Origin of the sequence: Sphingomonas sanxanigenens DSM 19645 = NX02 (assembly GCF_000512205.2) — a bacterium.
GTDB classification, from domain to species: domain Bacteria; phylum Pseudomonadota; class Alphaproteobacteria; order Sphingomonadales; family Sphingomonadaceae; genus Sphingomonas_D; species Sphingomonas_D sanxanigenens.
In genome coordinates, this window is sequence record NZ_CP006644.1 from 3042534 (window position 1) to 3067074 (window position 24541).

Consider the following 24541-nt stretch of genomic DNA (forward strand, 5'->3'; position numbering starts at 1 on the left):
CTCAATCGGTGATTTCGCCGCTCTCGATCGGCGCGGTCGTATCAAGCAGCGCCCGGCCCTTCGCGGCGAGCTCGGCCAGCGGCACGCGCCACAGGCGGACCGGCGGCGGCTCGCCCTCGGTCTTGATCAACCGCAGGCTCATGCCGCCATGGCGATGGCCATAGGGATCGACATGATTGCCGCCGATGCCGGGATCGCTGGCGGCGACGGTGATCAGGATCGCGCCATCCGGTTCGGCAACGGCGCGATACTTCTGCACATGGCCGCCGCCATCCTCATAATTGTCGAGATTTTCCTGCCAGATGTTGCAGAGCTGGAAGATCCAGTAATCGCAGGGCGTCGGCGTGAAGCGGATCACCAGCGCCTCGTCCGCGGCGCATTCCCAGGTGCCGAAGCCATGATGGCGATCGGGCACGCCGCCATTGGAGAGATAGACCGCGCGGCTGAAGCGGATGCGGTTGGGGCGCTGGCCCAGATTGTCCTGCCACCAGCGCCGCACCAGCGCGGCATAGGCGAGCACCACCTGCGCCGATTTCGCCAGCCCGTCCGCCACGTCGGTGGCGCGGACCGGGCGCGGTTCGGCCCCGTCGAGCCGCTCGATCCGCATCGTCGGCGCGATCGTTTCCTCCCGCAGATGATAGACGGTGCGGACGAGCAGCCCGACGCAATCCGCGGTGATCGGCAGCCATGCGACGTCGCCCGCCGGCCTGTGCTGCGAGACGATGATCTCGAAATCGCCATTGCCCGCGAAGCGGATCGCGTCGCTCTGGAGGAAGCCGGTGGTGGTCAGGGTCGCGGGATCGAAGTCGGCGAGCCCCGCCTCGCCGCGCCCCGCCCAGTCCTGCGCGCCGGGCGCCACCGGTTGCGGCGCGCGCCAGCTCGCGATGACAAAATAGGGGATCGTGCCGCGATTGCCGGTGATGCGATAAGCGTGGCGGCCGTCGACGAACTCGGCGAGCAGATGATCCTGGTCCGGCGACTGGAAGTTGATCGCCTGCCGCCACGGCGTGTCGCGCAGCCGCGGCCGTTCGGGCTCGCAATTCTCGACGAAACGCTCGAAGCCGTTTCGCATGAGCCGGGTGACGAACCGATACCATTCGGCCCGATCGAGATCGTCGACCTCGTCGCCGAACCGCTCGATCATCCGCGCGGCCACGCGAACGGTTTCCAGATAATCCTCGAATGCGCGGCCCGAGAGCAGCCGGTCGGCGCCGCTCACGTCCGTTCCCCCGTCACCCGCTCGCGCGCGACCGGGAAGCGATCATAGTAAAAGCCGAAGCGCTCGCGCAGCGCGCCGATGTCGATGCCGAAATCGCCGATCAGGTCGTAGACGACGCGGCCATGCTTGTTGCGCGGATTGGCGGCAAGGAAGGCGTCGATCCGCGCCTCCGCCTCGGGCGTCATCTCCAGCCCCGCCATCGCATAGACCCGCGCGACGGTCGCCTTCTGGTCGGCCATATATTCGTGGAAGAGAATGTCGATCGATTGCGCCGCCGGGATCGCATCCCGATCCCGCACGCAGCGGCGCAACAGCGCCTCGATGCGGTCGATCCACCAGGCGGCGAGCGCGGGCAGATCCTGGCGCTTGCGGCGGATGCGGTCGCCATAGGCGATCATCGTGATCGCCGATTGCAGCACAGCCACCGGATCGCGATGCGTGATCGGCACAATCGCGCTGGGGTGCACCGCGATCAGCGCCGGCAGGTTTTCCATGTGCGGCGGCGATTTCACCACCCAGCGGCGCGGCCCCTTCAGCCAGGTCAGCGCCTGCATCATGCGTTTGGCATAGGCATAATGCGGCGTCTGATCCGCGGTCAGATAATGATCGCGCCATGCCGTCGGCCGGCTCAGCCATTCGGGAAGGTAGGACGAGAAATCCGGGCCCTGCAGCTCGATATCCTCATGGACATGCTCGGGCGCCATCTCATGCATCGCCGGCATCAGCGGCAGCGTCTCCTCGAACGCGCCCCACATCGCCGCAGTGCGGACATAGCGCGGATCGGGCGTGCCCTGGTCCTCCGGCGCGGGGATCGGCTCCATCGTCTCCCACAGGGGCGTCGAGCGCAGCCGCGGGTCCGCCGCGAGGATGTTGACGAGATGCGTCGTGCCCGATCGCGGCAGCCCGGCGACCATGATCGGCCGGTCGATGGCGATCTGCCCGATCTCGGAGTGGCGGCGCAGCAGATCCTCCAGCCGGAGCCGGGTGGAGGCGTAGCGCACGCATTCGCCGAACACCGTCGCGCGACCGAGATCGGTCAGGTCGGCATCGGCATCGAAGCTGGCGAGCCACAGGCCCAGCCGTTGGCGGAAATCGTCGGCGCCGAAATCGTCGAGGCCGGTGCCGGCGCGCGCCGCCGCGAGCACCGCTTCGACGTCGAAGCGCACCGGCGGCGCCCCCGCGATCGCGGCGCGCTGCCGTTCGGTCAGGCGCGGCTCGGCGAGGTCGTCGATATGGATCGCGTCAGGCATCGCAACTCACCATGATCTTGGCCGATCCGGCGCGGTCGCGCGCTGCGGCGAGCGCATCGTCGAACCGGCTGAGCGGCACGCGATGGCTGATGAAGGCATCGGCATCGAAGCCGGGTTCGGACAGCGCGGCGATCACCTCCGGAAACTCGTCCGGATAGGCCATCGAGGTGATGAAGCTCATCTCCTTGCCCAGCGCCATCTTCCAGTCGATCGCGACCGGCGCGTGGTGGACCGCGACCATCACGACGCGCGCGTGGAACGGCGCCAGCGCGACGATGCCGGGCAGCACCGCTGGACCGCCCGCCGCCTCGTAGAACAAGGTGGTGCCTACCGTCGGCCAGCCGAACAGGTCGGCGCGGCCATGCGCATCGCCGAGCGCTTCGGCGACATCCTCGTGCGAGGCATCGATGCAGAGATCGGCCCCCAGCCGCGCGGCGCGCGCCAGCCGTCCCGCGGACAGATCGACCGCCGCGACATGGCGAACGCCCATACGCTTGAGAAAGAAGACGATGCCGAGCCCGATCGGCCCGGCGCCGTAGACCGCCACCTTGTCCGCCGGCGTCGCACCGCCGCGCCGCACCGCATGCAGCGCCACCGCGAGCGGTTCGGCCAGCGCCGCCGCGTCCCAGCCGACATGATCGGGGATCGGGTGGATGCTGCCGCCGACCGTGGCATCGGCAACGCACAGCAGCGGCGCAAACGCGCCTTCGGGTGCGCCGGCGCCGATGCCGTTGCCATCGCCCATCGGATTGACGATCACGCGCGTGCCCACCGCGATGCCGCGCACCGCAGATCCGACCGCCTCGATGGTGCCCGCCAGTTCGTGGCCGATGCCGAACGGTTCGGTCGCCGGCGCAGCGACGCCGCCCGTTTCGATATAGCCGAGATCGGATCCGCACAGGCCGCAACGCGCGACGCGAACCAGCACATCGGTGGGTCCGCAGCGGGGAATCGCGACATCGTCGAGCGAGACCGCCCCCGGTCCGTGCACCCTGACCATCTTCATGGTTCCGGCGTCCATACCCTCTCCCTTGCCGGCGGTTGTTCCGCGTTGCGCCGAGATTAGTCCGCGCACGCCATGGCTGGCAAGGCCATAACCGCGATCATTCTTCGCGTCACGCGGCCAAAACGGGTTTCAGATAACGATGTGCGTATCAGATTGCGCATTTTTTCACGTGAAGCGCTTGAAAGGTCGCAGACGTGCCGATAGGTGTGGGGCAACGGAAAGCAGATTTCAGGGGAGGGACGCTGGGCACTATGGGGGTAAGATCTCTCGCCTATATCCGCGTCGAATCGCGGGATCTCGAAGCGTGGAGACGCTTCGGGGAACAGGTGGTCGGCGCCGCCGTCGCCCCGGGTTCGGATGACGATGTGCTGCTGCTCAGGCTCGATGGCCGCCCCTGGCGGTTCCGCATCGAGAAGGGTGATCAGGACCGCTATCTGTGCGCAGGGCTGGAATGCCCGAGCGAGGCCGAATGGCAGCAGGCGATCGATCGCCTGCGCGGTGCCGGCGTGGCGGTCGCCGAGGGCGATACCGAGGGCGCCAGGCTGCGCCACGTGCGCGGCTATGTGACGCTCGACGATCCCGCCGGCAACATGATCGAACTGGTGTGGGGCAATATCGTCGCGGGGACGCCGTTCGTGTCGCCGGTGGGCGTGCCCGCCTTCATCACCGGGGAGATGGGCTTCGGCCATGTCGTGCTGCCCACGACCTGCTATGATGCCACCCGCAGCTTCTACAAGGATCTGCTGGGCTTCGGTGACAGCGACGAGATGCGCGTCCATTTCCCCGGCGGCCCCGAACAGGGCCTGGGCATGAGCTTCATGCACGCCGCCGGGCCGCGCCATCACACGGTGGCGGTGGGCGAGTTCCCCGCGCCCACCGGGCTGATCCATACGATGGTGGAGGTGCCGACGATCGACGATGTCGGCATGGCGCTGGATCGCGCGGTTGCCGCCGGCGTCCACATCTCGTCCTCGCTCGGGCGGCACACCAACGACAAGATGATCAGCTTTTACATGCGCAGTCCAACCGGATTCGACATCGAATTCGGCTGTGGCGGTGAACAGACTGATGATTGGACCAAAGTGACGCCGACCTTCACGATCAAGGAAGATCTGTGGGGCCACAAATGGGATTTCGGCGGATGAGTGCTGGACTGGACAAGAGGATCAGCGCCGCGGCGATGGTCGCGCAGCTTGCCGACGGGATGACCATCGGCATCGGCGGCTGGGGCCCGCGGCGCAAGCCGATGGCGCTGGTCCGCGCGATCCTGCGCAGCGAGCTCAAGGATCTAACCGTCGTCGCCTATGGCGGGCCCGAAGTCGGCATGCTGCTGGCGGCGGGCAAGATCCGCAAGCTCGTCTACGGCTTCGTCTCGATGGACGCGATCCCGGCGGATCCCTTCTTCCGCCAGGCGCGGCAGGCGGGCACGCTCGATGCCCGCGAGCTGGACGAAGGGTTGCTGCAATGGGGGCTGCGCGCCGCCGCGATGCGCGTGCCCTTTCTCCCGACCCGTACCGGGCTCGGCTCGGACGTGCTGGCGGTCAATCCGGATTTCCGGACGGTCGCCTCCCCCTATGACGATGGCGAGGTGCTGCTGGCGATGCCGGCGCTGAAGCTCGACGTCGCATTGCTGCACGCGACCAAGGCGGACCGGATGGGCAACACGCTGACGCAGGGGCCCGATCCCTTCTTCGACGAGCATTTCGCCCGCGCGGCGGACCGCTGCTTCGTCAGCGCCGACGAGGTGGTCGATACGCTCGTGCTCGATGGTGCGACCGCGAAGGACAATCTCTACGAGCGCTGCTTCGTGAGCGGGGTGATCGAGACGCGCTTCGGCGCGCATCCCACCACCAACCCGCCGCACCATGGCTGGGATTTCAAGGCGATGAAGGCCTATGCGGCCGCGGCCGATGCCGAGGGCGGCTGGGCCGCCTATCGCCGCGACATCATCGGCGAGGATGAGGCCGGCTATGTCGACCGGGTCGGCGGCGCGGAGGCGATCGCCGCCCTGCCCCTGCCGGTCTTCTGAGGACCAGGGCATGACCACCGACTATACTTTGGCGGAACTCGCCATCAACGCCTGCGCGGATGCGTTCCGCGGCAATGGCGAAGTGCTTGCCTCGGGCATCGGCACCTTGCCCCGTCTCGGCGCCGGGCTCGCCAGGCTGACGCACAGCCCCGAACTGATGATGACCGATGGCGAGGCCTATCTGATCGAGGATCCGATCCCGCTCGGGCCCCGCGCCGCGCCGCCGCCGCTTTCCGGCTATATGTCTTACGCCCGCGTGTTCGACATCGTCTGGTCCGGCAGGCGCCATGTGATCATCGGTCCGCTGCAGATCGACCGCTGGGGGCAGACCAACCTCTCCGGCGTCGGCGACTATGCGAAGCCCAAGATCGCGATGCTCGGCATGCGCGGGCTGCCGGGCAACAGCGCCAACCACATCAATTCGATGTTCGTGCCCAACCATTCGAAGCGCGTGTTCGTCGAGGGCGAGGTCGATATCGTCGGCGGCGTCGGCTACAACCCGGCACGCTGGCAGAAAGGCATGAACGACAGCGCGGTCGATATCCGCCGCGTCGTCACCAATCTGTGCGTGCTCGATTTCGAAGGCCCCGATCACGCGCCGCGCGTCCGCTCGCTGCATCCCGGCGTCAGTTTCGAGGAGGTGCAGGCGGCGACCGGCTTTCCGCTGATCCGCCCCGACGATCTGGGAGACACGCCCGCGCCCGACGCGGATGCGCTGGCGATCATCGCGCGGCTCGATCCGAAGAACATGCGCGCGGCGGTGTTCAAGGATAATCCGCCGGGGAGGCGTGCATGAGCGAACCGCAGCCCGTTCTCGACGGCTGGTTCACCACCGGAGATGCGCCACATCTGATCGGCACGCGCTGTTCGGCGTGCGGCAGCTATTACTTCCCGAAGCAGGACGATTATTGCCGCAACCCGGCGTGCGAAAGCACGCAGTTCGAGACGGTCGAGCTGTCGCGGACCGGCACGCTCTGGTCCTTCACCAACGCCTGCTACACGCCGCCCGAACCCTATATCGCGGCCGAGCCCTTCGTGCCCTACGCGATCGCCGCGGTGGAGCTCGAGCGCGAGAAGATGATCGTGCTCGGCCAGGTCGTCGAGGGCGTCGGCGTCGAGCAGTTGAGGGCCGGGCTGGCGATGGAACTGGTGGTCGAGACGATCCCCGATCGCATCGCGCCCGAGGGCAGGCTCGTATGGAAATGGAAGCCGATGGAGGCGCGGTCATGAACGGCGAGATCGCGATCCTGGGCGCGGGCATGCACCCGTGGGGCAAATGGGGCCGCAACTTCGTCGGCTATGGCGTCGCCGCCGCGCAGGAAGCGCTGGCCGAGGCCGGCATCGAATGGCGCGACGTGCAGTTCGTCTCGGGCGCGGCGACGATGCGCTGCGGCTATCCCGGCTATGTCGCAGGCGCCACCTTCGCGCAGGCGCTGGGCTGGCAGGGCGCCGAGGTCAACACGAGCTATGCCGCCTGCGCCAGCGGGTCACAGGCGCTGGCCGCCGCGCGTGCCAAGATTCTCAGCGGCCAGGCGGATGTCGCGCTGGTGATCGGCGCGGACACCACCCCCAAGGGCTTCCTCGCGCCGGCGAAGGGCGACCGTCCCGACGATCCCGACTGGGTGCGCTTCCGCGTCGGCATCACCAATCCGACCTATTTCGCGCTCTACGCGCGGCGGCGGATGGAGATCTATGGCGACAGCCAGGAGGATTTCGCGCGGGTGAAGGTGAAGAACGCCGCGCACGGCCTCGCCAACCCCAAGGCGCGCTATCGCAAGGCGTTTACCCTGGAGGATGTCGCGGGTTCGGCGATGGTCGCCGATCCGTTGCGGCTGATGGACATCTGCGCCACGTCGGACGGCGGCGCGGCCCTGATCGTCTCCAGCCTCGATTATGCCCGCCGCATCGGCAGGGCGGATGCGCCGCGCGTCGCCGCGATCTCGACGATCACGCCGACCTTCGCCTCGGCGATCGTCGAGATGCCGGATCTCGCGACCGACAGCGCGGTTGCCGCCGATGCGCGCAGCTTCCGCGCGGCGTTGCCGCAGAAGGCCTATGCCGAAGCCGGCATCGGCCCGGAAGATATCTCGGTCGCCGAGGTCTATGATCTTTCGACCGCGCTTGAGCTCGACTGGATCGAGGATCTGCAGCTCTGCGCGCGCGGCGATGCCGCCGCCCTCACCCGCGACGGCGCCACCCGCGTGGGCGGCCGGATCCCGGTCAATCCGTCGGGCGGGCTCGCCTGCTTCGGGGAAGCGGTGCCGGCGCAGGCGATCGCGCAGGTCTGCGAACTCGCCTGGCAGATGCAGGGCCGCGCGGGCGAGCGGCAGGTGGATGGCGCCAAGGTGGGCATCACCGCCAACCAGGGGCTGTTCGGCCATGGCTCCTCCGTGATCGTGAAGCGGTGAGCCGATGGCGGACGCTCTCGAAACCCCGCTGACACGCCTGCTCGGCTGCCGCTATCCGATCGTCCAGACCGCGATGGGCTGGGTGGCGACGCCGCCGCTCGTGATCGCCACCTCCAACGCCGGCGCCTTCGGCTTCCTCGCCGCATCGGTGATGCAGCCGGCGGAGGCGCGCGCGGCGATCGAGGCCGTGCGCGCCGGCACCGACCAGCCGTTCGGCGTCAATTTCCACAGTTTCCAGCCCGGCGCCGCCGAGATCGTCGACATCATCGTCGACCATGCCGCGCAGGTCCGCGCGGTGAGCTTCGGCCGTGGGCCCGATGCGAAGATGATCGCGCGCTTCAAGGATGCGGGCATCCTGTGCATGCCCACCGTCGGCGCGGTCAAACATGCCCAGAAGATGGTGCAGCTCGGCGTCGACGCCGTGACCGTGCAGGGCGGCGAAGGCGGCGGCCATACCGGATCGGTGCCGACAACCGTGCTGTTGCCGCAGGTGCTCGACGCGGTGCAGGTGCCGGTAATCGCCGCTGGCGGGTTTGCCGACGGGCGCGGCCTCGCCGCAGCACTGGCCTTCGGCGCGGTCGGCATCGCGATGGGCACGCGCTTCCTGATGACCCGCGAGAGCGCGCCGCCGGAGAATGTGAAGGCGCGCTATGTGAAGGCCGGCACCGACGATATCCTCGTCTCGACCAAGGTCGACGGCCTTCCCCAGCGGATGATCCGCAACGCCGCGCTCGACCGCATCGAACGCTCTTCCGGCATGGGGCTCTGGCGCCGCGCGGTCGAGAGCGGGCTGCAGATGAAGAGGCAGAGCGGCGCTTCCTATGGCGAACTGCTCGCGGCGGCGAAGGGCATGACCAGCCATGGCGGGCTCAGCCTGCCGCAGGCGATGATGGCGGCCGCCGCGCCGATGCTGATCCAGCGCGCGGTGGTGGAGGGCGATGCCGATGGCGGGCTGATGGCGACGGGCGTCGTCGCCGGCCGGCTCGGCGACCTGCCGACCTGCGCGGAACTGATCGACGCCATTGTCGCGCAGGCACGCGCGCGGCTTGCCGCGCTCGCCCCTGCGCCCACCCCAACCCCGGCCGGAGTGCTCTGATGCCGATCACCACCACGATCGGCGATCGCATCGCCGAGATCGTTTTCGACGTGCCGCCGGTCAACGCGTTCGACAGCGCGACCTGGAACGCCATCCCGGCGATGATCCACGCGGCGGGCAACAATCCGGACGTGAACGTGGTGTTGATCCGCGCCGAGGGCCGCGGTTTCTGCGGCGGCGTCGATATCAAGGAGATGCAGGCGCACCCCGAGCGGATCACATCGCTCAACCGCGGCAATTACCTGACCTTCAAAGCGGTCCGCGATTGCGAGGTGCCGGTGGTGGTCGCCGCCCACAAGTTCGTGATCGGCGGCGGCATCGGCATCTGCGGCGCGTCGGACACGATCATCGCATCCGACGACGCCTATTTCTCGCTTCCAGAGGTCGATCGCGGCGCGATGGGCGGTGCCAGCCACCTGTCGCGCATGCTGCCGCTGCACAAGGTGCGCGCCGCCTTCTTCACCGGCGGCAACATCCCCGCGGCCGAAGCCTATCGGCTGGGCGCGGTGGAAGCGGTGGTGCCGCGCGATGCGCTGATCGAGGAAGCGCGCGGCTTCTGCGCCAAGATCGCAGGCAAGAGCCGCAAGGCGCTGGTGATCGCCAAGGAGGCGCTCAACGGCCTCGAACCGCGCGACGTCGATCGCGGCTATCGCTGGGAACAGGGCTTCACGCTCGAAATGTACATGCACGAGGATTCGCAGAAGGCGCGCGACGCCTTCGTCGAGACCGGCAAGGCGGCGACCTTCTGACATGGACCTCGCCTACACCGACGAACAGCGCGCGTTCCGCGCCGAAGTCCGTGGCTGGATGCGGGCGCATGTGCCCGCCACGCCGCTCAGGACGCTGGAAGGCCAGGAAGGCTATGACCAGCATGTCGCCTGGGAACGCCAACTCGCCAGCGGCAACTGGGGCATGGTCACCTGGCCGGAAGCCTATGGCGGGCGCGGGCTCGACCTCATCCGCTGGCTGATCTTCGAGGAAGAATATTGGGGTGCCGGGGCGCCGCTGCGCGCCAACCAGAACGGCATCTTCCTGCTCGGCCCGACGATCATGGACTATGGCAGCGACGCGCAGAAGGCCCGTTTCCTGACGCCGATGGCGAAGGGCGAGGTGATGTGGGCGCAGGCCTGGTCGGAGCCCAATGCCGGGTCCGACATGGCGGCGATCCGCAGCCGCGCGGTGCGCGACGGCGATCATTATGTGATCTCCGGCCAGAAGACCTGGTCGAGCCGCGCCTCCTTCGCCGACTGGGGTTTCGGCCTGTTCAGAACCGATCCGGAGTCGAAGCGGCACAAGGGGCTCTCGTTCATCCTTTTCGATCTCGACGCGCCCGGGGTGACCCGCCGGCCGATCCGGCAGCTTCACGGCGAGCCGGGCTTCGCCGAATTGTTCTTCGACGAGGTACGCGTGCCGGTCGCCAACCGCATCGCCGGCGAAGGCGAAGGCTGGAACGTCGCGATGGCGACCGCCGGTTTCGAACGCGGGCTGATGCTGCGCTCCCCCTCCCGCTTCCAGGCGATGACCAGGCGGCTGGTCGAACTCTATCGCCGCCACGCCGCCACCGCTTCCCCTCAGGCGCATGAGGCGGTGCTGCAGGCGTGGATGGATGCGGAAGCCTATGCGCTCAACACCTATGCGGTCGCCTCGCAGGTGATCGCCGGCGCGCATATCGGCGCCGAGGCGAGCCTCAACAAGATCTTCTGGTCGGAGCTGGACCGCGCCGCCAACCGCGCGGCGATGAGCCTGCTCGGCGCCGCGTCCGAACTGCGCACATTGCCGGACGGCAGCGAGAATGCGTGGCTGGAAGGCTATATCTTCTCGCTCTCCGGCCCGATCTACGCCGGATCCAACGAGATCCAGCGCAACATCATCGCCGAGCGGCTGCTCGGCCTGCCACGCTGAGGGAGGCGGACATGGATTTTCGCCTGACCGACGACCAGCGCGAACTGCGCGACGCCGTGCGTGACTATCTGGCCGGCGAGCATGGTCCGGAAACGCTGCGCCGCCTCGACGCCGAGGGCAACCGCGACCCCGCGCTGTGGCACGGCCTTGTCGGCATGGGGATGACCGGACTGCTGGTATCGGAGGCCGATGGCGGGCTCGGTCTCGGGCTCGTCGAAGCCGTGCTGGTCGCAGTCGAACTCGGGCGTGCCTGCGTCTCCGAGCCGGTAGCAGATACCGCGCTGGTCGCAGCGCCCCTGCTCGATGCCGCGCAGAGGCAGGCGATCGCCGCCGGCGGGCTGAAGGTCGCGCTGGCGCACCCGGCCAACCCGTGGATCGCCGATCTCGATCAGGCCGGCCTGCTCTATGGCGGCGGCACCGCGCTGGCCCCGCCCGAGCCACAGCCGCTGGAGAGCGTCGATCCGTTACGCCGGCTGTTCGCCCCCATCGCGGTGGAGCCCGACGACATCCTGCTCGACCGCGCCGCACTGATCGCCGCCGCGCAACTGGCGGGTGCCGCCGAACGGATGCTCGACCTCGCGACGGACTATGCGAAGACGCGCGAGCAGTTCGGCCAGCCGATCGGCAGCTTTCAGGCGGTGAAGCACCATCTCGCGACCGTCGCAGTGAAGCTGGAATTCGCGAAGCCGGTGCTGTGGCGCGCCGCCTATGCCGCCGAGGCCGGCCATGCCCGCGCGCCGATCCAGATCAGCCACGCCAAGATCGCCACCACCGATGCGGCGATACTGAGCGCCGAGACCGCGATCCAGGTGCATGGCGCGATGGGCTATACCTATGAGGTCGATCTCCACTTCTGGATGAAGCGCTGCTGGGCGCTCGCCGGCGCCTGGGGCGACCGCGCCTTCCACCAACGCCGGATCGAGGACGCCGTGATCGGCGGCGCGATGGCGATCGGCCCCGACACGACCTTCGAAAGCGAGTTGCACCATGGCTGAGGCCTATATCGTCGATGCCGTCCGCGCGCCCACCGGCCGCAAGAAGGGCAGCCTCGCGGCCGTCCACCCCGCCGACCTCGCTGCGCATCCGCTGAAGGCGCTGATCGCGCGCACCGGCATCGATCCGGCGCTGGTCGACGACGTGATCTGGGGCTGCTGTGACACGATCGGGCCGCAGGCGGGCGATATCGGCCGCACGGCGTGGCTCGTCGCGGGCCTCCCCGAACATGTGCCGGGGGTGACGATCGACCGGCAATGCGGCTCCTCGCAGCAGGCGATCCATTTCGCCGCGCAGGGGGTGATGAGCGGCACGCAGGATCTGGTCGTCGCCGGCGGCAGCCAGGCGATGAACGCGATCCCCATCTCCGCGGCGATGTTCGCAGGCCAGCCCTATGGCTTCGACAGCCCGTTCGTCGGCGCCAAGGGGTGGGTCGCGCGCTACGGCACCGAGGAGGTCAACCAGATCAAATCTGCCGAGATGATCGCGGCGAAATGGCAGATCAGCCGCGAGGCGATGGAGGCGTTCGCGACCGCCTCGCACGCCCGCGCGCAGGCGGCGACCGACAAGGGCTGGTTCGCCGCCGAGATCGCCCCGCTCGAAGGGCTCGCGCATGACGAGACGATCCGCCCCACGACCTCGCCGGAAGGCCTCGCCCAGCTCAAGCCGGTGCGCGAGGGCGGCATCATCACCGCCGGCATGTCCAGCCAGAATTGCGACGGCGCCGCCGCGCTGCTGATCGCCGGCGAGGCGGCGGTGAAAGCGCATCGGCTCACGCCGCGTGCGCGCATCCATCACCTGTCGGTGCGCGCCGACAACCCGATCTGGATGCTGACCGGCCCGATCCCCGCCACCCGCTACGCGCTGGAGAAGGCGGGCATGTCGATCGACGATATCGACCTGTTCGAATGCAACGAGGCCTTCGCATCGGTGCCGATGGCGTGGATGCAGGAACTGGGCGTGCCGCACGAGAAGATGAATGTGCAGGGCGGCGGCATCGCGCTCGGCCATCCGATCGGCGCCACCGGCGCGCGGCTGATGACGACCCTGCTCAACGCGCTGGAGCGCACCGGCGGCCGCTATGGCCTGCAGACGATGTGCGAGGGCGGCGGGCAGGCCAACGTCACCATCATCGAACGGCTCGGCTGATGCCGGCCTATGCCTTCGAGGGATCGGTGCCGGTGGTCGATCCGGGCAGCTTCCTGCACCCGACCGCGTCGCTGATCGGCGACGTGATCGTCGGGCCCGGCTGCTACATCGGCCCCGGCGCCTCGCTGCGCGGCGACTTCGGCCGCATCACCGTCGAGGGCAATGCATCCGTGCAGGACAATGTGACATTGCACAGCTCCGCCGAGACCGACTGCATCCTCGGCTATGGCTGTACGATCGGCCATGGCGCGGTGCTGCATGGCTGCACCCTGGGCCGGCACGTGCTGGTCGGCATGAACGCGGTGGTGCTCGATACCGCGGACATCGGCGACGAATGCCTCGTCGCCGCGCTCAGCCTTGTGAAATCCGGGCTGGAGGCGCCGCCGCGCAGCCTGATCGCGGGCAATCCGGCCAAGGTGGTCAAGACGCTGACCGCCGAGCAGATCGTGTGGCGGATGGAGGATGATGGCGAATATGTCCGCCTCGCCCGCCGCTCGCTCGCGGCGCTGGTGGAATGCGCGCCGCTCGCCGCGCCCGAGCCCGATCGCCGCCGCCCCGCGCGCGGCGCACGGGCGGTGCGGCTGTCTCGAAGCCATTAAGGGGAGGATGTGGGCGTGGGATTGTGTGACGGACGCGTGGTGATCGTGACGGGGGCCGGCGGCGGGCTCGGGCGCGCCTATGCGCTCGGCCTCGCCGCCGAGGGCGCGAAGGTGGTGGTGAACGACCTCGGCGTCGGCACCCATGGCGAGGCCGGCGAGAGCAAGGGCGCCGCCGAGAAGGTGGTCGACGAGATCCGCGCGGCCGGCGGCGAAGCCATCGCCGACACCGCCGACGTCGCCGACTGGGATGCGACCCGCGAGACGGTGAGGACGGCGATCGACGCGTTCGGGACGCTCCACGCGGTCGTCAACAATGCCGGCTTCGTGCGCGATCGCATGTTCGTCTCGGCGACGCCCGAGGAATGGGATGCGGTGACGCGCGTCCACCTGCGCGGCCATTTCTGCCTCAGCCGCCACGCGGTCGATTATTGGCGCGCGGAGCAGAAAGCCGGCCGCCCGGTCGACGCGCGCATCGTCAACACCACCTCCGGCGCGGGGCTGCAGGGCAGCGTCGGCCAGAGCGCCTATTCCGCCGCCAAGGCGGGCATCGCCGCGCTGACCCTGGTGCAGGCGACCGAACTCGCCCGCTACGGCATCACCGCCAATGCGCTGGCCCCCAACGCACGCACGCGCATGACGATGACCGCATTCGCCGACACGATGACCGCGCTGCAGGACGCCGCGTTCGACCCTTACGCGCCGGAAAACACCGCGCCTCTGGTCGCCTGGCTGGTCAGCGCGGCGTCCAGCGCCGTCACCGGCCAGGTGTTCGAACCGTTCGGCGGCACGATCCGCATCGCCGAGGGCTGGACCGACGGCCCCACCTCGCCCGACCCCGGCCGCGCGCTGACCGCTGCCGAAGCGGGCGATGTCGTCGCGGCGCTGGTCGCCGGTCGCGCGCCCGCCAAACCGGTCTACGGAGCCGGCTGATGGCGCTCGCGCTCTCCGACGAGCAGTTGGCGATCCGCGACGCGGCGCGCGACTATCTGCGCGACCATGCCGGGTTCGAGCGGTTGCGCACCGTGGTCGACGGCGAGGCCGGCTGGGACGAGGCGCTGTGGCGCGGCTTCGCCGGCGAACTGGGTTTCACCGGCCTCGGCATCGCCGAGGCGGATGGCGGCATCGGGCTGGGGCCGATCGAACAGGCGCTGGTGCTGGAGGAACTCGGCCGCACCCTGGCGCCGATCCCCTGGTTCGAAAGCGTCGTGCTGGCCGGCGGCACCATCGCGCGCGCCTTCGACGGGCCGATGCGCGCCGCGCTGCTCGGCCGCATTGCCGGTGGCGAGCCCGCGACATTGGCGGTCCGCGCGCCTTCGGGTGCCGCGCTTCCCGGCGGCATCGGCCCGCGCATCGCCGATGGCCGCCTTTCGGGCGAGGCGCAGTATGTGCCCTTCGGCCATGTCGCCGCGCTGCTGCTGGTTGCCGCGCGGAGCGGTGACGGCGACGGCTGGGACGGGCTGACGCTCGCCGCCATCCCCGCCGACCGCGCGGGCATATCGATCGAGCGGGTCACCACGCTCGACCTCACCCGCCCCTTCGCGACGATCCGCTTCGACGATGTCGACGTAGCGGCGGACGAGATGGTCGCCGACGCGGGTGACGCCATCCGCCAAGGCTGGCTGGCGGCGACGGGCCTGCTCGCGTCCGAACAGGTCGGCGGTGCCGCACGCGCGCTGGAAGAGACCGTGGCCTACGCCATGGAGCGCGTTCAGTTCGGCCGCATCATCGGCTCCTTCCAGGCGGTCAAGCATCGCCTTGCCGACATGAAGCTGCTCGTCGACAGCGCCCGCTCCGCCGCCGACTGGGCGGCGCGCGCGATCGCCGATGGCGGGGACTTCGCGCAGGCCGCCGCCGGCGCCGCCACCTATTGCAGCCAGGCCTTCCTCACCTGCGCCGCCGATGCGATCCAGCTCCACGGCGGCATCGGCTTCACCTGGGAGCATCACGCCCATCTGTTCTTCAAGCGCGCGCGCTCCAGCGCCGCGTTGCTCGACGCGCCCGACGCGCATCGCGACGCGATCGCCCGCGCCATCATCGACGAGGTTGCCGCATGAGCCGTAATGTTCCGCCCTATCCCACGCCCCGCAACCTGCTCGCCGGCAAGACGGTGGTGGTCACCGCCGCCGCCGGCACCGGCATCGGCTTCGCGGTCGCCAGGCGCGCCGCCGAGGAAGGCGCATCGGTGCTGATCAGCGATTTCCACGAGCGCCGGCTGGGCGAGGCGGCGGACCGCATCGCCGCCGAGACCGGCCATCGCCCGGCGACGCAGCTTTGCGACGTCACCCGCGAGGATGCCGTGCAGGCGCTGCGCGACGCCGCGGTCGCCCAGCTCGGCCATGTCGACATCCTCATCAACAATGCCGGCCTCGGCGGCACCGCCAGCGTCGTCGACATGAAGGATGAGGACTGGAGCCGCGTGCTCGATGTTACCCTCACGTCGGTGATGCGGATGAGCCGCGCCTTCCTGCCGCACATGTACGAACGCGGCGGCGGCGCCGTCGTCAACAACGCCTCGGTGCTCGGCTGGCGCGCGCAGGAAGGGCAATCGCATTATGCCGCGGCGAAGGCCGGGGTGATGGCGTTCACGCGCTGCTCGGCGATCGAGGCGGCGGCGCATGGCGTGCGGATCAACGCGGTCGCGCCGTCGATCGCGATGCACGCCTTCCTCGCCAAGGTGACGACCGACGAACTGCTGGCTGAACTCTCCGCGCGAGAAGCGTTCGGCCGGCCGGCGGAGGTGTGGGAAATCGCCAACGTCATGATCTTCCTCGCCAGCGATCTCGCCAGCTACATGACCGGCGAGATCCTCTCGGTCTCGAGCCAGCGCGCATGAACGATCCGTCCATCTTCGCCAGCCCGCGCGACCTGCTGACCGCCGAGGGCACCCAGCTTGGCCCCACGCCGTGGATGCTGATCGACCAGCAGCGCATCGATCGCTTCGCCGACGCGACCGACGATCGTCAATGGATCCATGTCGATCGCGAACGCGCCGCCACCGGCCCGTTCGGGCGGACGATCGCGCACGGCTATCTCACGCTCAGCCTCGCCAACGCCTTCCTGCCGCAGCTCGTCGAGGTGCGCGGGTTCAGCCATGGCGTGAATGTCGGCACCGACCGCACCCGCTTCCTGGCGCCGGTGCCGGAGGGGTCGCGCATCCGCGGCGTCGGAGAGATCGTGAAGGTCGAAGAGGTCAAGGGCGCGATCCAGTCGATCGTGCGCATCACCATCGAACTCGAAGGGTCTGACAAGCCCGCCTGCGTCGTCGACACCATAAGCCGCTATTATCCGGAGGATTGAGGATGCCTGCTCCCGAAGCCATGGTCCGTGCCGTCGAAACCTATGTCGCGGCGTTCGACGCCGGCGACCCCGACATGGTCGTCGGCCTGTTCGCGCCCGACGCCACCGTCGAGGATCCGGTCGGCACGCCGCCGCATGTCGGCCATGCGGCGATCCGGACCTTCTATGCCAATTCGATGAAGACCGGCGCGAAGCTCAAGCTCGAAGGCCCGGTCCGCGTCGCCGTCGATACCGCCGCCTTCGCCTTCCACGTCACCTTCGCCGATCCGAACATGCGCGTCGACGTGATCGACCTGTTCAGGTTCGGCGACGACGGCAAGGTCGTCTCGATGAAGGCCTTTTTCGGCCCCACCAACATGATCGGTTTCGGACGGCCGGCCGATGCGTGAAGCCGTCATCGTCTCCACCGCGCGCACGGGCATCGGCCGCGCCTATCGCGGCGCGCTCAACGACACCGAGGCGCCGGTGCTTTCGGGCCATGTCGTGCGCGCCGCGGTCGCGCGCGCGGGCATCGATCCGGCGCGGGTCGACGATATCTTCCTGGGCGTCGGCACCCAGTCCGGCACCCAGAGCTACAATCTCGGCCGGCTGACCGCCGCCACATCCGGGCTGCGCAACGTGCCCGGCTTCGCGCTCGATCGGAAATGCGGCTCCGGCCTCACCGCGGTCGCGCTCGCGGCACGCTCGATCATCGCGGACGATATCGACGTGGCGGTGGCGGGCGGCGTGGAATCGATCAGCCTGACGCTCAACAAGCATGCGATGAGCTACCGCAACCGATCGGAAGCGGTGATCGCGGCCGAACCGCATGCCTATATGCCGATGATCGAGACCGCCGAGATCGTCGCGGAGCGCTATGGCGTCAGCCGCGAAGCGCAGGACGCGTTCTCGGCCGAAAGCCAGCGCCGCGCCGCGGCCGCGCAGGCGGAGGGCCGCTTCGCCGACGAGATCGTGCCGATCGAGGTCAGCAAGGCGCTGTTCGAGAAGGACGGTAGCGCCGCCGGCCACCGATCGATGACGCTCGATCGCGACGAGGGCATCCGCGCGGATACCACCGCCGAGGGTCTCGCCGCGCTCAAGCCGGTCTACAGGGACGGCGCCGTCATCAAGGAAGGCCGCCACATCACCGCGGGCAATGCCAGCCAGCTTTCCGATGGCGCCTCCGCGCAGGTGCTGGTGTCGCGCGCGATCGCCGAGGCCGAAGGCCTGCCGATCCTCGGCATCTATCGCGGCATGCAGGTGGCCGCCTGCCCGCCCGAGGAAATGGGCATCGGCCCGGTGTTCGCGATCCCCAAGCTGCTCGACCGCGCCGGGCTCACCGTCGCCGATATCGGATTATGGGAGATCAACGAGGCGTTCGCATCGCAGGCGCTCTATTGCCGCGACAGGCTCGGCATCGATCCCGAAAAGCTCAACGTCGATGGCGGCGGCATCGCGCTCGGCCACCCGTTCGGGATGACCGGATCGCGGCTGGTCGGCCATGCGCTGATCGAAGCGCGCCGGCGCGGGGTGCGCCACGTCGTCGTGTCGATGTGTATCGCCGGCGGCATGGGCGCCGCCGGCCTGTTCGAGATCGTCTGAAGATAACAGAGCGGGAGAGGGTTATGGCGGGATTGCTGGAAGGAAAGATCGCGTTCGTCACTGGCGGCGCCGGCGGCATCGGTGCCGCGACCGCGCGCGCGTTCGCGGCGGAAGGCGCGAAGGTCGCCGTCGCCGACCTGAAAAATGCCGAAACCACGGTGCAGGCCATCGTCGATGCCGGCGGTGAGGCCTATGCGATCGCGCTCGACGTCACCGACGAGGCCGCGGTCACCGCCGCGGTCGATGGCGTGGTCGGAAAATGGGGCCGGCTCGACATCGCCTTCAACAATGCCGGCGTGTCGCTGGAGGATTTCACGACGCCGTGGGACTCGGTGGCGCTCTACGACAAGGTCGCCGCGGTCAACCAGCGCGGGGTGATGCTGTGCATGGCAGCCGAGGTCCGCCACATGACCCGGCAGGGTTCCGGGTCGATCGTCAACACCTCGTCGGTCGCCGGCATGTCCGGCCTGTCCGGCCCCGGCTATTGCGCCAGCAAGCATGCGGTGGTCGGCCTCACCCGCTCCGCGGCGATGCGCTATGCGGCCGAGGGTATCCGCGTGAACTGCGTCTGCCCCGGCGCGATCAGCACGCCGATGACCGAGGGCGAGGCGTTGAGCGAGGAATCCCGCGCCTTCATGGCGCAGATGCACCCGATGAACCGCATGGGCCGGGCCGAGGAAATCGCCGACGGCGTCGTGTTCCTGGCGTCCGACAAGGCGAGTTTCATCACCGGGCACCCGCTGGCGATCGACGGGGGCTATCTGGCGCGCTGACGCACCCTTTCGCTTCGGGCCGCTGAGCCGTTACCGGTCGTCCGGCGGCAGCTCAGCGCCAAAGCGTGTTTTTCCGTCGACAAGCGGTTGACCCGCCGTGCTGCGTTCGCAAAAACGGCGTCGGTCGCAGCAGTCGGGAAAACGCCTTGGAAACCATCACGATCGTCCTCGTCCTGCTGCTTGCCGTCATCGTGAGCGGTGTCATTTCGAGAATCGTGCCGATTCCGTTGCCAAGGCCGCTGTTCCAGATCGCATTGGGCGCCATGATCGGCCTCGTTGCCGATTTGCGGGTCACGCTCGATCCGGAAATCTTCTTCCTGCTGTTCCTGCCGCCCCTGCTGTTCCTCGATGGCTGGCGCATCCCGCCCGATGAATTGTTCAAGGACGGCAAGGCCGTCCTCGAGCTCGCGCTTGGCCTCGTCCTCTTCACCGTCGTCGGCATGGGGCTGTTCATCCACTGGATGATCCCGTCGATGCCGATCGCGGTAGCCTTCGCGCTCGCGGCGGTGGTCTCGCCCACCGATCCGATCGCGGTCTCCGCCATCGCCCAGCGGGTGCCGATCCCGAAGCGGATGATGCACATCCTCGAAGGGGAATCGCTGCTCAACGATGCGTCGGGCCTGGTCTGCCTGCGCTTCGCGATCGCCGCCGCGCTGACCGGCGCCTTCTCGGTGCAGGCCGCCGCGCTCAACTTCCTGTGGGTGGCGCTGGGCGGGATCGCGGTCGGCGTCGGCGTCACCTGGGGCGTCTCGCGCGCCAAGCGCTGGGTCACCCGCCGCTATGGCGAGGATGGCGGCGCGCAGATCCTGATCAGCCTGCTCATCCCCTTCGGTTCCTATCTCGTCGCCGAGCATGTCCATTGCTCCGGCATCCTCGCCGCAGTGGCCGCGGGCTTGACGATGGGCTTCGTCGAGACCAGCGGTGAGGTCGCCGCGACCACGCGGATGCGCCGCAACTCGGTGTGGGATACGATCCAGTTCGCGGCCAACGGCATCATCTTCGTGCTGCTCGGCGAACAATTGCCGATAATCCTTTCCGGCGCGGCCGAAATCGTCCGCACGACCGGCCATCACGAGACCTGGTGGCTCGCGATCTATGTGCTTGCGATCAACCTCGGTCTCGCCGCGCTACGCTTCATCTGGGTGTGGGTGTCGTTCCGCTGGACGCTGTTCCGTGCGGGCGAGTGGAAGCAGCAGCCGAACTGGCGCGCGGTCGCGGCGATGTCCTTCGCCGGGGTCCGCGGTGCCATCACCCTTGCCGGTGTGATGACCTTGCCGCTGGCGATGGCAGATGGATCCCCCTTCCCCGCCCGCGATCTTGCCATCTTCCTCGCGATGGGGGTGATCATCGTCTCGCTGATCACCGCCAGCATCGGGCTACCGCTGCTGCTCAGGGGGCTGAAGCTCCCGGCGGAGCCCTCCCACCTGGCTGCGGAGGATGCCGCACGCGTCGCCGCCGCGCGGGCCGCGATCGAGGCGGTGGAGCGCGCCGAGCATGCGATGGCCGAGGGCCAGGCGGACGCCGACTTCTATGTCGCCGCCGCGGCGCGGGTGATGGACATGTATCGCGACCGCATCGAGCGCCACGACATCGATACGCCCGATCAACCCTCTTTCCGCGAGATCGAGCGGATCGAGCGCGAGTTGCGGCTTGCCGGCCTCAAGGCCGAGCGTACCGAGCTGTTTCGCATGGTCCGCCGCCGCGAACTCGGCAGCGAGATCGCACGCAAGCTGGTGCGCGAACTCGATCTGCTCGAAGTGCGCTATGCGGCCTGAGCGATGTTCATATAAGGATATAAAGATTTCTTTATATGACGCTTGACGCGGATCGCTTCTTGCCCGATGCTGAGGATGTCGAGGTTCTTCGGTCGGGCTCGCCCCCGCCGAAGCTAAGACGGGAAGCCGGTGCGATGCCGGCGCTGCCCCCGCAACTGTAAGCGGCGAGCGGTTGGTCGATATGTGTCACTGGCGGCGTTCGCGCAGCCGGGAAGGCCAGACCATCCGTGCTGACCCGCGAGCCAGGAGACCTGCCTCCGACGCGATAACGTCCACCGGCGGGGTGCCCGGTCTGGCCGCTTGCTCGTCCGCGGCCGGCCTTCGTGCGTCCGCGGCACTGGTGCGTGTGCCCGTCCGGTCCCCTGCCCTGCATCGGGGTATGTGAAAATGACCGTCACCGTCGCCACGCTGGGATTTCCCCGCATCGGCCCGCGCCGCGAACTGAAGTTCGCGCTGGAGAAATATTGGGCCGGCAAGATCGGCGAGGCCGAACTGCGGGAGGCCGCGGCCGGCCTGCGCACCGCCGCCTGGGCGCGGCAGAAGGCATTGGGCACGGACTGGCTGCCCTCCAACGATTTCTCGCTCTACGACCATGTGCTCGATCTCAGCGTCATGCTGGGCGCGATCCCCGGCCGCTACCGCGCGGCCGCTGACGGGCCCGCCGATCTCGGCACCTATTTCGCGATGGCGCGCGGCAAGACCGGTGCCGGCGACGGCTGCGGCCACGCCCATGGCAGCGTCACCGCGGGCGAGATGACCAAATGGTTCGACACCAATTATCATTATATCGTCCCCGAGATCGAACCGGGCCAGACGCTCGCGCTCGGCCGCCTCAAGATCGTCGAAGACTATCGCGAGGCGAAGGCGCAGGGCTATGAGACGCGGCCGGTGCTGCTCGGGCCGGTCACCTGGCTCAGCCTCGCCAAGGGCCATGGCGTCGATCCGTTCGACCGGCTGGACGATGTGCTGGCGCTCTATGCCGATATTCTGCGCGGGCTCGCGCAAGCCGGTGCGGCCTGGGTGCAGATCGACGAGCCGATCCTCGTCACCGACCTGTCCGAACGTCAGCGGCTGGCCTTCACCCGCGCTTATGCCCGCCTTGCGCGCACCGGCCCCAGGCTGATGCTGACCACCTATTTCGGCGGGCTGGAGGATAACCTGTCCCTCGCCGCCGCGCTGCCTGTCGCCGGCCTGCATGTCGATCTCGTCCGCGCGCCGGAGCAACTCGACGCGGTGCTGAAGGCGGCGCCCAAGGGTCTGCTGCTCTCGCTCGGCATCATCGACGGCCGCAATGTCTGGCGCGCCGATCTCGATGCGCTGCTCGCCCGGCTGGAGCCGGTCGCGGCGACCCGCGACCTGATCCTCGCCCCCTCCTGCTCGCTGCTGCATGTGCCGATCGACCTCGCGCTCGAACCGAAGCTGGATGAGGAAATCCGCCAATGGCTTGCCTTCGCGGTGCAGAAGATCGCCGAGCTCGACCTGCTCAGGCGCGCGCTGAACGACGGCCGTGCCAGCGTCGCCGAGCCGCTCGCCACCGCTGCCCGCGCCGCCGCCGAGCGCAAAACCTCGCCGCGCATCCATGACGCCGGGGTGCAGGCGCGGCTGGCGGCGGTGACGCCGGCGATGCGCGACCGGCAAGGCAGCCGCGCCGAGCGCAGCCGCGTGCAGGCGGAGGTGCTCGGCCTGCCGCCCTTCCCCACCACCACGATCGGCTCCTTCCCGCAGACCGCCGACGTCCGCCACGCCCGCGCCGAACATGGCCGCGGCCATCTCGACGATGCCGGCTATGAGCAGTTCCTGCGTGAGGAGACCGCGCGCGCGATCCGCTGGCAGGAAGAGGTCGGGCTCGACATGCTCGTCCATGGCGAGTTCGAGCGGAACGACATGGTGCAATATTTCGGCGAGCAGCTTTCGGGCTTCGCCTTCACCATCCATGGCTGGGTGCAGAGCTATGGCTCGCGCTGCGTTCGCCCGCCGATCCTCTATGGCGACGTCTCACGCCCGGCGCCCATGACCGTGGAGTGGTGGCTTTATGCCCAGTCGCTGACGGACAGGCCGGTCAAGGGGATGCTCACCGGCCCGGTGACGATCCTCAACTGGAGCTTCGTGCGCGACGACCAGCCGCGCGCCGCATCCTGCCGCCAGATCGCGCTCGCGATCCGCGACGAGGTGGCGGACCTCGAACGCGCCGGCTGCCGGGCGATCCAGATCGACGAGGCGGCGCTGCGTGAAGGCATGCCGCTGCGCCGGCGCGACGGGCAGCCCTATCTCGACTGGGCGGTGGACGCCTTCCGCCTCTCCGCCGCCGGCGTCGCCGATGCCACCCAGATCCACACCCATATGTGCTATTCGGAGTTCAACGAGATCCTGCCCGCGATCGGTGCGATGGATGCGGACGTGATCTCGATCGAGACCGCACGCTCGCAGATGGCGTTGCTGGAAGGCTTCGCGCGCTATCGCTATCCCGGCGAGATCGGGCCGGGCGTCTATGACATCCACTCCGCGCGGGTGCCGACCGAGGCGGAAATGGTCGCACTGATGCGGCTGGCGCAGCACCATCTGCGGCCGGAGCAGCTCTGGATCAACCCGGACTGCGGCCTCAAGACCCGCCGCTGGGAAGAGGTGCGCCCAGCGATCGCGGCGATGGTCGCCGCCGCCCGCCGTTTGCGCGGAAGAGGCTGACGGCGGCGTCGCGCGTCGATCCAGCGGGGCGGCCGCGGGCGTTCCAGCCACGCTGAACGCCGCGATCGGTAGGGCAAGATCAATAGAGGTCGTGGCGCACCGAATGCTCATAATGGGCATCGAGCGCCGCGACATCGGCATCGCCCAGTTCGGCGAGCGCGACCAGCACCTGACCGACCGTGGGCAGCGCCTTGCGATCGACCCGCGCGGCTTCGGACCACAGCCCGGCGCGGTTGATCGCCTTGCCGCAGTGGAACAGCACCTCCTCCACCGCGACGAGCGTGGCCGCTTTGGGCCGCCGCCCGCCCTCCGTCAGCCGATCGCGCAAAGCCGGATCGACCGACACGCGCGCGCGGCCGTTGATGCGCAGGAACACCTCGAGCCCCGGGAACAGGAACAGCATCGCCGCGCGATCGTCCTCCTCCAGGTTGCGCATCGATTCGATCCGGTTGTTGCCCGGCCAGTCGGCGAAGGCGACATGGTGCGGATCGATGACCTGCACGAACCCCGCCGGCCCGCCGCGCGGCGAGGCATCGAGCCCGCCCGCGCGCCCGGTGGCGAAGCAGAAGAAGGTCGCGACGCGCAGATAGGCCTCATGCTGCGCGACGATGCGGTTCAGCGTCGCCTTCTGGATCATCGGCGATGGCGGCGCGTAGAGCGCCCCGAGATCGGGGGCCGCGCACCGCTCGCCCCCGCTCACATCATCCGGCAGATCATTTTCGCCACGCATCGCTCGCTCCCTTCCGATGCATGCAAAATAGCGGACGAGACCTGGCGCCTGT

The 24541-nt window shown here is 68.8% G+C and carries 24 protein-coding genes and 1 riboswitch; of the genes, 20 read left to right on the forward strand and 4 right to left on the reverse strand.

Annotation, left to right across the window (positions count from 1 at the left end):
• Position 1 precedes the first annotated feature (1 nt).
• The 3 genes from NX02_RS14040 to NX02_RS14050 are packed head-to-tail and all read right to left on the reverse strand — an operon-like array spanning position 2 to position 3490.
• Positions 2–1219, reverse strand: a complete 1218-nt coding sequence (locus NX02_RS14040; protein ID WP_025292831.1) for a hypothetical protein — start codon at positions 1217–1219, stop codon at positions 2–4.
• Entirely contained in the window at positions 1216–2469 is a 1254-nt protein-coding gene (locus NX02_RS14045; RefSeq protein ID WP_025292832.1) for a sulfotransferase family protein, read from the reverse strand. The genes NX02_RS14040 and NX02_RS14045 overlap by 4 nt, the downstream gene beginning before the upstream one ends.
• The gene (locus NX02_RS14050) at positions 2462–3490 is read right to left on the reverse strand and encodes a zinc-dependent alcohol dehydrogenase (RefSeq protein WP_245648848.1); all 1029 of its coding nucleotides are present in this window, start codon (positions 3488–3490) and stop codon (positions 2462–2464) included. The genes NX02_RS14045 and NX02_RS14050 overlap by 8 nt, the downstream gene beginning before the upstream one ends.
• 236 nt (positions 3491–3726) lie before the next feature.
• On the opposite strand from NX02_RS14050, the gene NX02_RS14055 reads away from it, so the two are divergent.
• The 20 genes from NX02_RS14055 (at position 3727) to metE (ending at position 23759) form a co-directional block, all read left to right on the forward strand.
• The gene (locus NX02_RS14055) at positions 3727–4620 is read left to right on the forward strand and encodes a VOC family protein (protein WP_025292834.1); all 894 of its coding nucleotides are present in this window, start codon (positions 3727–3729) and stop codon (positions 4618–4620) included.
• The gene (locus tag NX02_RS14060; RefSeq protein ID WP_039996591.1) at positions 4617–5504 is read left to right on the forward strand and encodes a CoA transferase subunit A; all 888 of its coding nucleotides are present in this window, start codon (positions 4617–4619) and stop codon (positions 5502–5504) included. Before NX02_RS14055 ends, NX02_RS14060 begins: the two co-directional genes overlap by 4 nt.
• Before the next feature lie 10 nt (positions 5505–5514).
• Positions 5515–6300: a CoA-transferase subunit beta gene (locus NX02_RS14065; RefSeq protein WP_025292836.1), complete on the forward strand. Its 786-nt coding sequence runs from the start codon at positions 5515–5517 to the stop codon at positions 6298–6300.
• Complete coding sequence (locus NX02_RS14070; RefSeq protein WP_025292837.1) at positions 6297–6734, forward strand: Zn-ribbon domain-containing OB-fold protein; 438 nt, start codon at positions 6297–6299, stop codon at positions 6732–6734. Before NX02_RS14065 ends, NX02_RS14070 begins: the two co-directional genes overlap by 4 nt.
• Positions 6731–7912: a lipid-transfer protein gene (locus tag NX02_RS14075; RefSeq protein WP_025292838.1), complete on the forward strand. Its 1182-nt coding sequence runs from the start codon at positions 6731–6733 to the stop codon at positions 7910–7912. The genes NX02_RS14070 and NX02_RS14075 overlap by 4 nt, the downstream gene beginning before the upstream one ends.
• Before the next feature lie 4 nt (positions 7913–7916).
• Positions 7917–9008 (forward strand): NAD(P)H-dependent flavin oxidoreductase, encoded by a 1092-nt coding sequence (locus tag NX02_RS14080; RefSeq protein WP_025292839.1) that lies wholly within the window; start codon positions 7917–7919, stop codon positions 9006–9008.
• Positions 9008–9757, forward strand: a complete 750-nt coding sequence (locus NX02_RS14085; RefSeq protein WP_025292840.1) for an enoyl-CoA hydratase family protein — start codon at positions 9008–9010, stop codon at positions 9755–9757. The genes NX02_RS14080 and NX02_RS14085 overlap by 1 nt, the downstream gene beginning before the upstream one ends.
• Before the next feature lies 1 nt (position 9758).
• Positions 9759–10910, forward strand: a complete 1152-nt coding sequence (locus tag NX02_RS14090; protein WP_025292841.1) for an acyl-CoA dehydrogenase family protein — start codon at positions 9759–9761, stop codon at positions 10908–10910.
• Positions 10911–10921: 11 nt separating this feature from the next.
• Positions 10922–11905 carry an acyl-CoA dehydrogenase family protein gene (locus NX02_RS14095; protein WP_025292842.1) on the forward strand — a complete coding sequence of 328 codons (984 nt, stop codon included), beginning with the start codon at positions 10922–10924 and terminating at the stop codon, positions 11903–11905.
• Positions 11898–13052: an acetyl-CoA C-acetyltransferase gene (locus NX02_RS14100; protein ID WP_025292843.1), complete on the forward strand. Its 1155-nt coding sequence runs from the start codon at positions 11898–11900 to the stop codon at positions 13050–13052. The genes NX02_RS14095 and NX02_RS14100 overlap by 8 nt, the downstream gene beginning before the upstream one ends.
• Positions 13052–13651: a gamma carbonic anhydrase family protein gene (locus NX02_RS14105; protein WP_025292844.1), complete on the forward strand. Its 600-nt coding sequence runs from the start codon at positions 13052–13054 to the stop codon at positions 13649–13651. Before NX02_RS14100 ends, NX02_RS14105 begins: the two co-directional genes overlap by 1 nt.
• Positions 13652–13666: 15 nt before the next feature.
• Positions 13667–14581 carry an SDR family oxidoreductase gene (locus NX02_RS14110; protein WP_025292845.1) on the forward strand — a complete coding sequence of 305 codons (915 nt, stop codon included), beginning with the start codon at positions 13667–13669 and terminating at the stop codon, positions 14579–14581.
• Positions 14581–15705, forward strand: a complete 1125-nt coding sequence (locus NX02_RS14115) for an acyl-CoA dehydrogenase family protein (protein ID WP_025292846.1) — start codon at positions 14581–14583, stop codon at positions 15703–15705. The genes NX02_RS14110 and NX02_RS14115 overlap by 1 nt, the downstream gene beginning before the upstream one ends.
• A complete protein-coding gene (locus tag NX02_RS14120) occupies positions 15702–16484 on the forward strand; it encodes an SDR family oxidoreductase (RefSeq protein WP_025292847.1) in 783 nt (260 codons plus the stop codon). The genes NX02_RS14115 and NX02_RS14120 overlap by 4 nt, the downstream gene beginning before the upstream one ends.
• A complete protein-coding gene (locus NX02_RS14125; protein ID WP_025292848.1) occupies positions 16481–16948 on the forward strand; it encodes a MaoC family dehydratase in 468 nt (155 codons plus the stop codon). Before NX02_RS14120 ends, NX02_RS14125 begins: the two co-directional genes overlap by 4 nt.
• Before the next feature lie 2 nt (positions 16949–16950).
• The gene (locus NX02_RS14130) at positions 16951–17337 is read left to right on the forward strand and encodes a nuclear transport factor 2 family protein (RefSeq protein ID WP_025292849.1); all 387 of its coding nucleotides are present in this window, start codon (positions 16951–16953) and stop codon (positions 17335–17337) included.
• Positions 17330–18529 carry a thiolase family protein gene (locus NX02_RS14135; protein WP_025292850.1) on the forward strand — a complete coding sequence of 400 codons (1200 nt, stop codon included), beginning with the start codon at positions 17330–17332 and terminating at the stop codon, positions 18527–18529. Before NX02_RS14130 ends, NX02_RS14135 begins: the two co-directional genes overlap by 8 nt.
• Before the next feature lie 23 nt (positions 18530–18552).
• Positions 18553–19302: an SDR family oxidoreductase gene (locus tag NX02_RS14140; protein WP_025292851.1), complete on the forward strand. Its 750-nt coding sequence runs from the start codon at positions 18553–18555 to the stop codon at positions 19300–19302.
• A gap of 146 nt (positions 19303–19448) precedes the next feature.
• Positions 19449–21077: a Na+/H+ antiporter gene (locus NX02_RS14145; protein ID WP_025292852.1), complete on the forward strand. Its 1629-nt coding sequence runs from the start codon at positions 19449–19451 to the stop codon at positions 21075–21077.
• A 64-nt stretch (positions 21078–21141) separates the two neighbouring features.
• Positions 21142–21350, forward strand: a riboswitch (cobalamin riboswitch).
• A 114-nt stretch (positions 21351–21464) separates the two neighbouring features.
• The gene (metE, locus tag NX02_RS14150) at positions 21465–23759 is read left to right on the forward strand and encodes a 5-methyltetrahydropteroyltriglutamate--homocysteine S-methyltransferase (RefSeq protein WP_025292853.1); all 2295 of its coding nucleotides are present in this window, start codon (positions 21465–21467) and stop codon (positions 23757–23759) included.
• Positions 23760–23838: 79 nt separating this feature from the next.
• On the opposite strand, the gene NX02_RS14155 is transcribed toward metE, so the two are convergent.
• Positions 23839–24489, reverse strand: coding sequence for an MSMEG_1061 family FMN-dependent PPOX-type flavoprotein (locus NX02_RS14155; RefSeq protein ID WP_025292854.1), 651 nt, complete (start codon positions 24487–24489; stop codon positions 23839–23841).
• Positions 24490–24541 lie beyond the last annotated feature (52 nt).

Excerpts from the sequence above, each read along its gene's own strand:
- NX02_RS14090 (WP_025292841.1), top strand. The coding sequence starts at position 9,759 with ATGGACCTCGCCTACACCGACGAACAGCGCGCGTTCCGCGCCGAAGTC.
- NX02_RS14140 (WP_025292851.1), top strand. The coding sequence starts at position 18,553 with ATGGCGGGATTGCTGGAAGGAAAGATCGCGTTCGTCACTGGCGGCGCC.
- NX02_RS14060 (WP_039996591.1), top strand. The coding sequence starts at position 4,617 with ATGAGTGCTGGACTGGACAAGAGGATCAGCGCCGCGGCGATGGTCGCG.
- NX02_RS14120 (WP_025292847.1), top strand. The coding sequence starts at position 15,702 with ATGAGCCGTAATGTTCCGCCCTATCCCACGCCCCGCAACCTGCTCGCC.
- NX02_RS14125 (WP_025292848.1), top strand. The coding sequence starts at position 16,481 with ATGAACGATCCGTCCATCTTCGCCAGCCCGCGCGACCTGCTGACCGCC.
- NX02_RS14050 (WP_245648848.1), bottom strand. The coding sequence starts at position 3,490 with ATGGACGCCGGAACCATGAAGATGGTCAGGGTGCACGGACCGGGGGCG.
- NX02_RS14135 (WP_025292850.1), top strand. The coding sequence starts at position 17,330 with ATGCGTGAAGCCGTCATCGTCTCCACCGCGCGCACGGGCATCGGCCGC.
- metE (WP_025292853.1), top strand. The coding sequence starts at position 21,465 with ATGACCGTCACCGTCGCCACGCTGGGATTTCCCCGCATCGGCCCGCGC.
- NX02_RS14045 (WP_025292832.1), bottom strand. The coding sequence starts at position 2,469 with ATGCCTGACGCGATCCATATCGACGACCTCGCCGAGCCGCGCCTGACC.
- NX02_RS14070 (WP_025292837.1), top strand. The coding sequence starts at position 6,297 with ATGAGCGAACCGCAGCCCGTTCTCGACGGCTGGTTCACCACCGGAGAT.
- NX02_RS14130 (WP_025292849.1), top strand. The coding sequence starts at position 16,951 with ATGCCTGCTCCCGAAGCCATGGTCCGTGCCGTCGAAACCTATGTCGCG.
- NX02_RS14155 (WP_025292854.1), bottom strand. The coding sequence starts at position 24,489 with ATGCGTGGCGAAAATGATCTGCCGGATGATGTGAGCGGGGGCGAGCGG.
- NX02_RS14075 (WP_025292838.1), top strand. The coding sequence starts at position 6,731 with ATGAACGGCGAGATCGCGATCCTGGGCGCGGGCATGCACCCGTGGGGC.
- NX02_RS14095 (WP_025292842.1), top strand. The coding sequence starts at position 10,922 with ATGGATTTTCGCCTGACCGACGACCAGCGCGAACTGCGCGACGCCGTG.
- NX02_RS14055 (WP_025292834.1), top strand. The coding sequence starts at position 3,727 with ATGGGGGTAAGATCTCTCGCCTATATCCGCGTCGAATCGCGGGATCTC.
- NX02_RS14080 (WP_025292839.1), top strand. The coding sequence starts at position 7,917 with ATGGCGGACGCTCTCGAAACCCCGCTGACACGCCTGCTCGGCTGCCGC.
- NX02_RS14115 (WP_025292846.1), top strand. The coding sequence starts at position 14,581 with ATGGCGCTCGCGCTCTCCGACGAGCAGTTGGCGATCCGCGACGCGGCG.
- NX02_RS14065 (WP_025292836.1), top strand. The coding sequence starts at position 5,515 with ATGACCACCGACTATACTTTGGCGGAACTCGCCATCAACGCCTGCGCG.
- NX02_RS14100 (WP_025292843.1), top strand. The coding sequence starts at position 11,898 with ATGGCTGAGGCCTATATCGTCGATGCCGTCCGCGCGCCCACCGGCCGC.
- NX02_RS14105 (WP_025292844.1), top strand. The coding sequence starts at position 13,052 with ATGCCGGCCTATGCCTTCGAGGGATCGGTGCCGGTGGTCGATCCGGGC.
- NX02_RS14085 (WP_025292840.1), top strand. The coding sequence starts at position 9,008 with ATGCCGATCACCACCACGATCGGCGATCGCATCGCCGAGATCGTTTTC.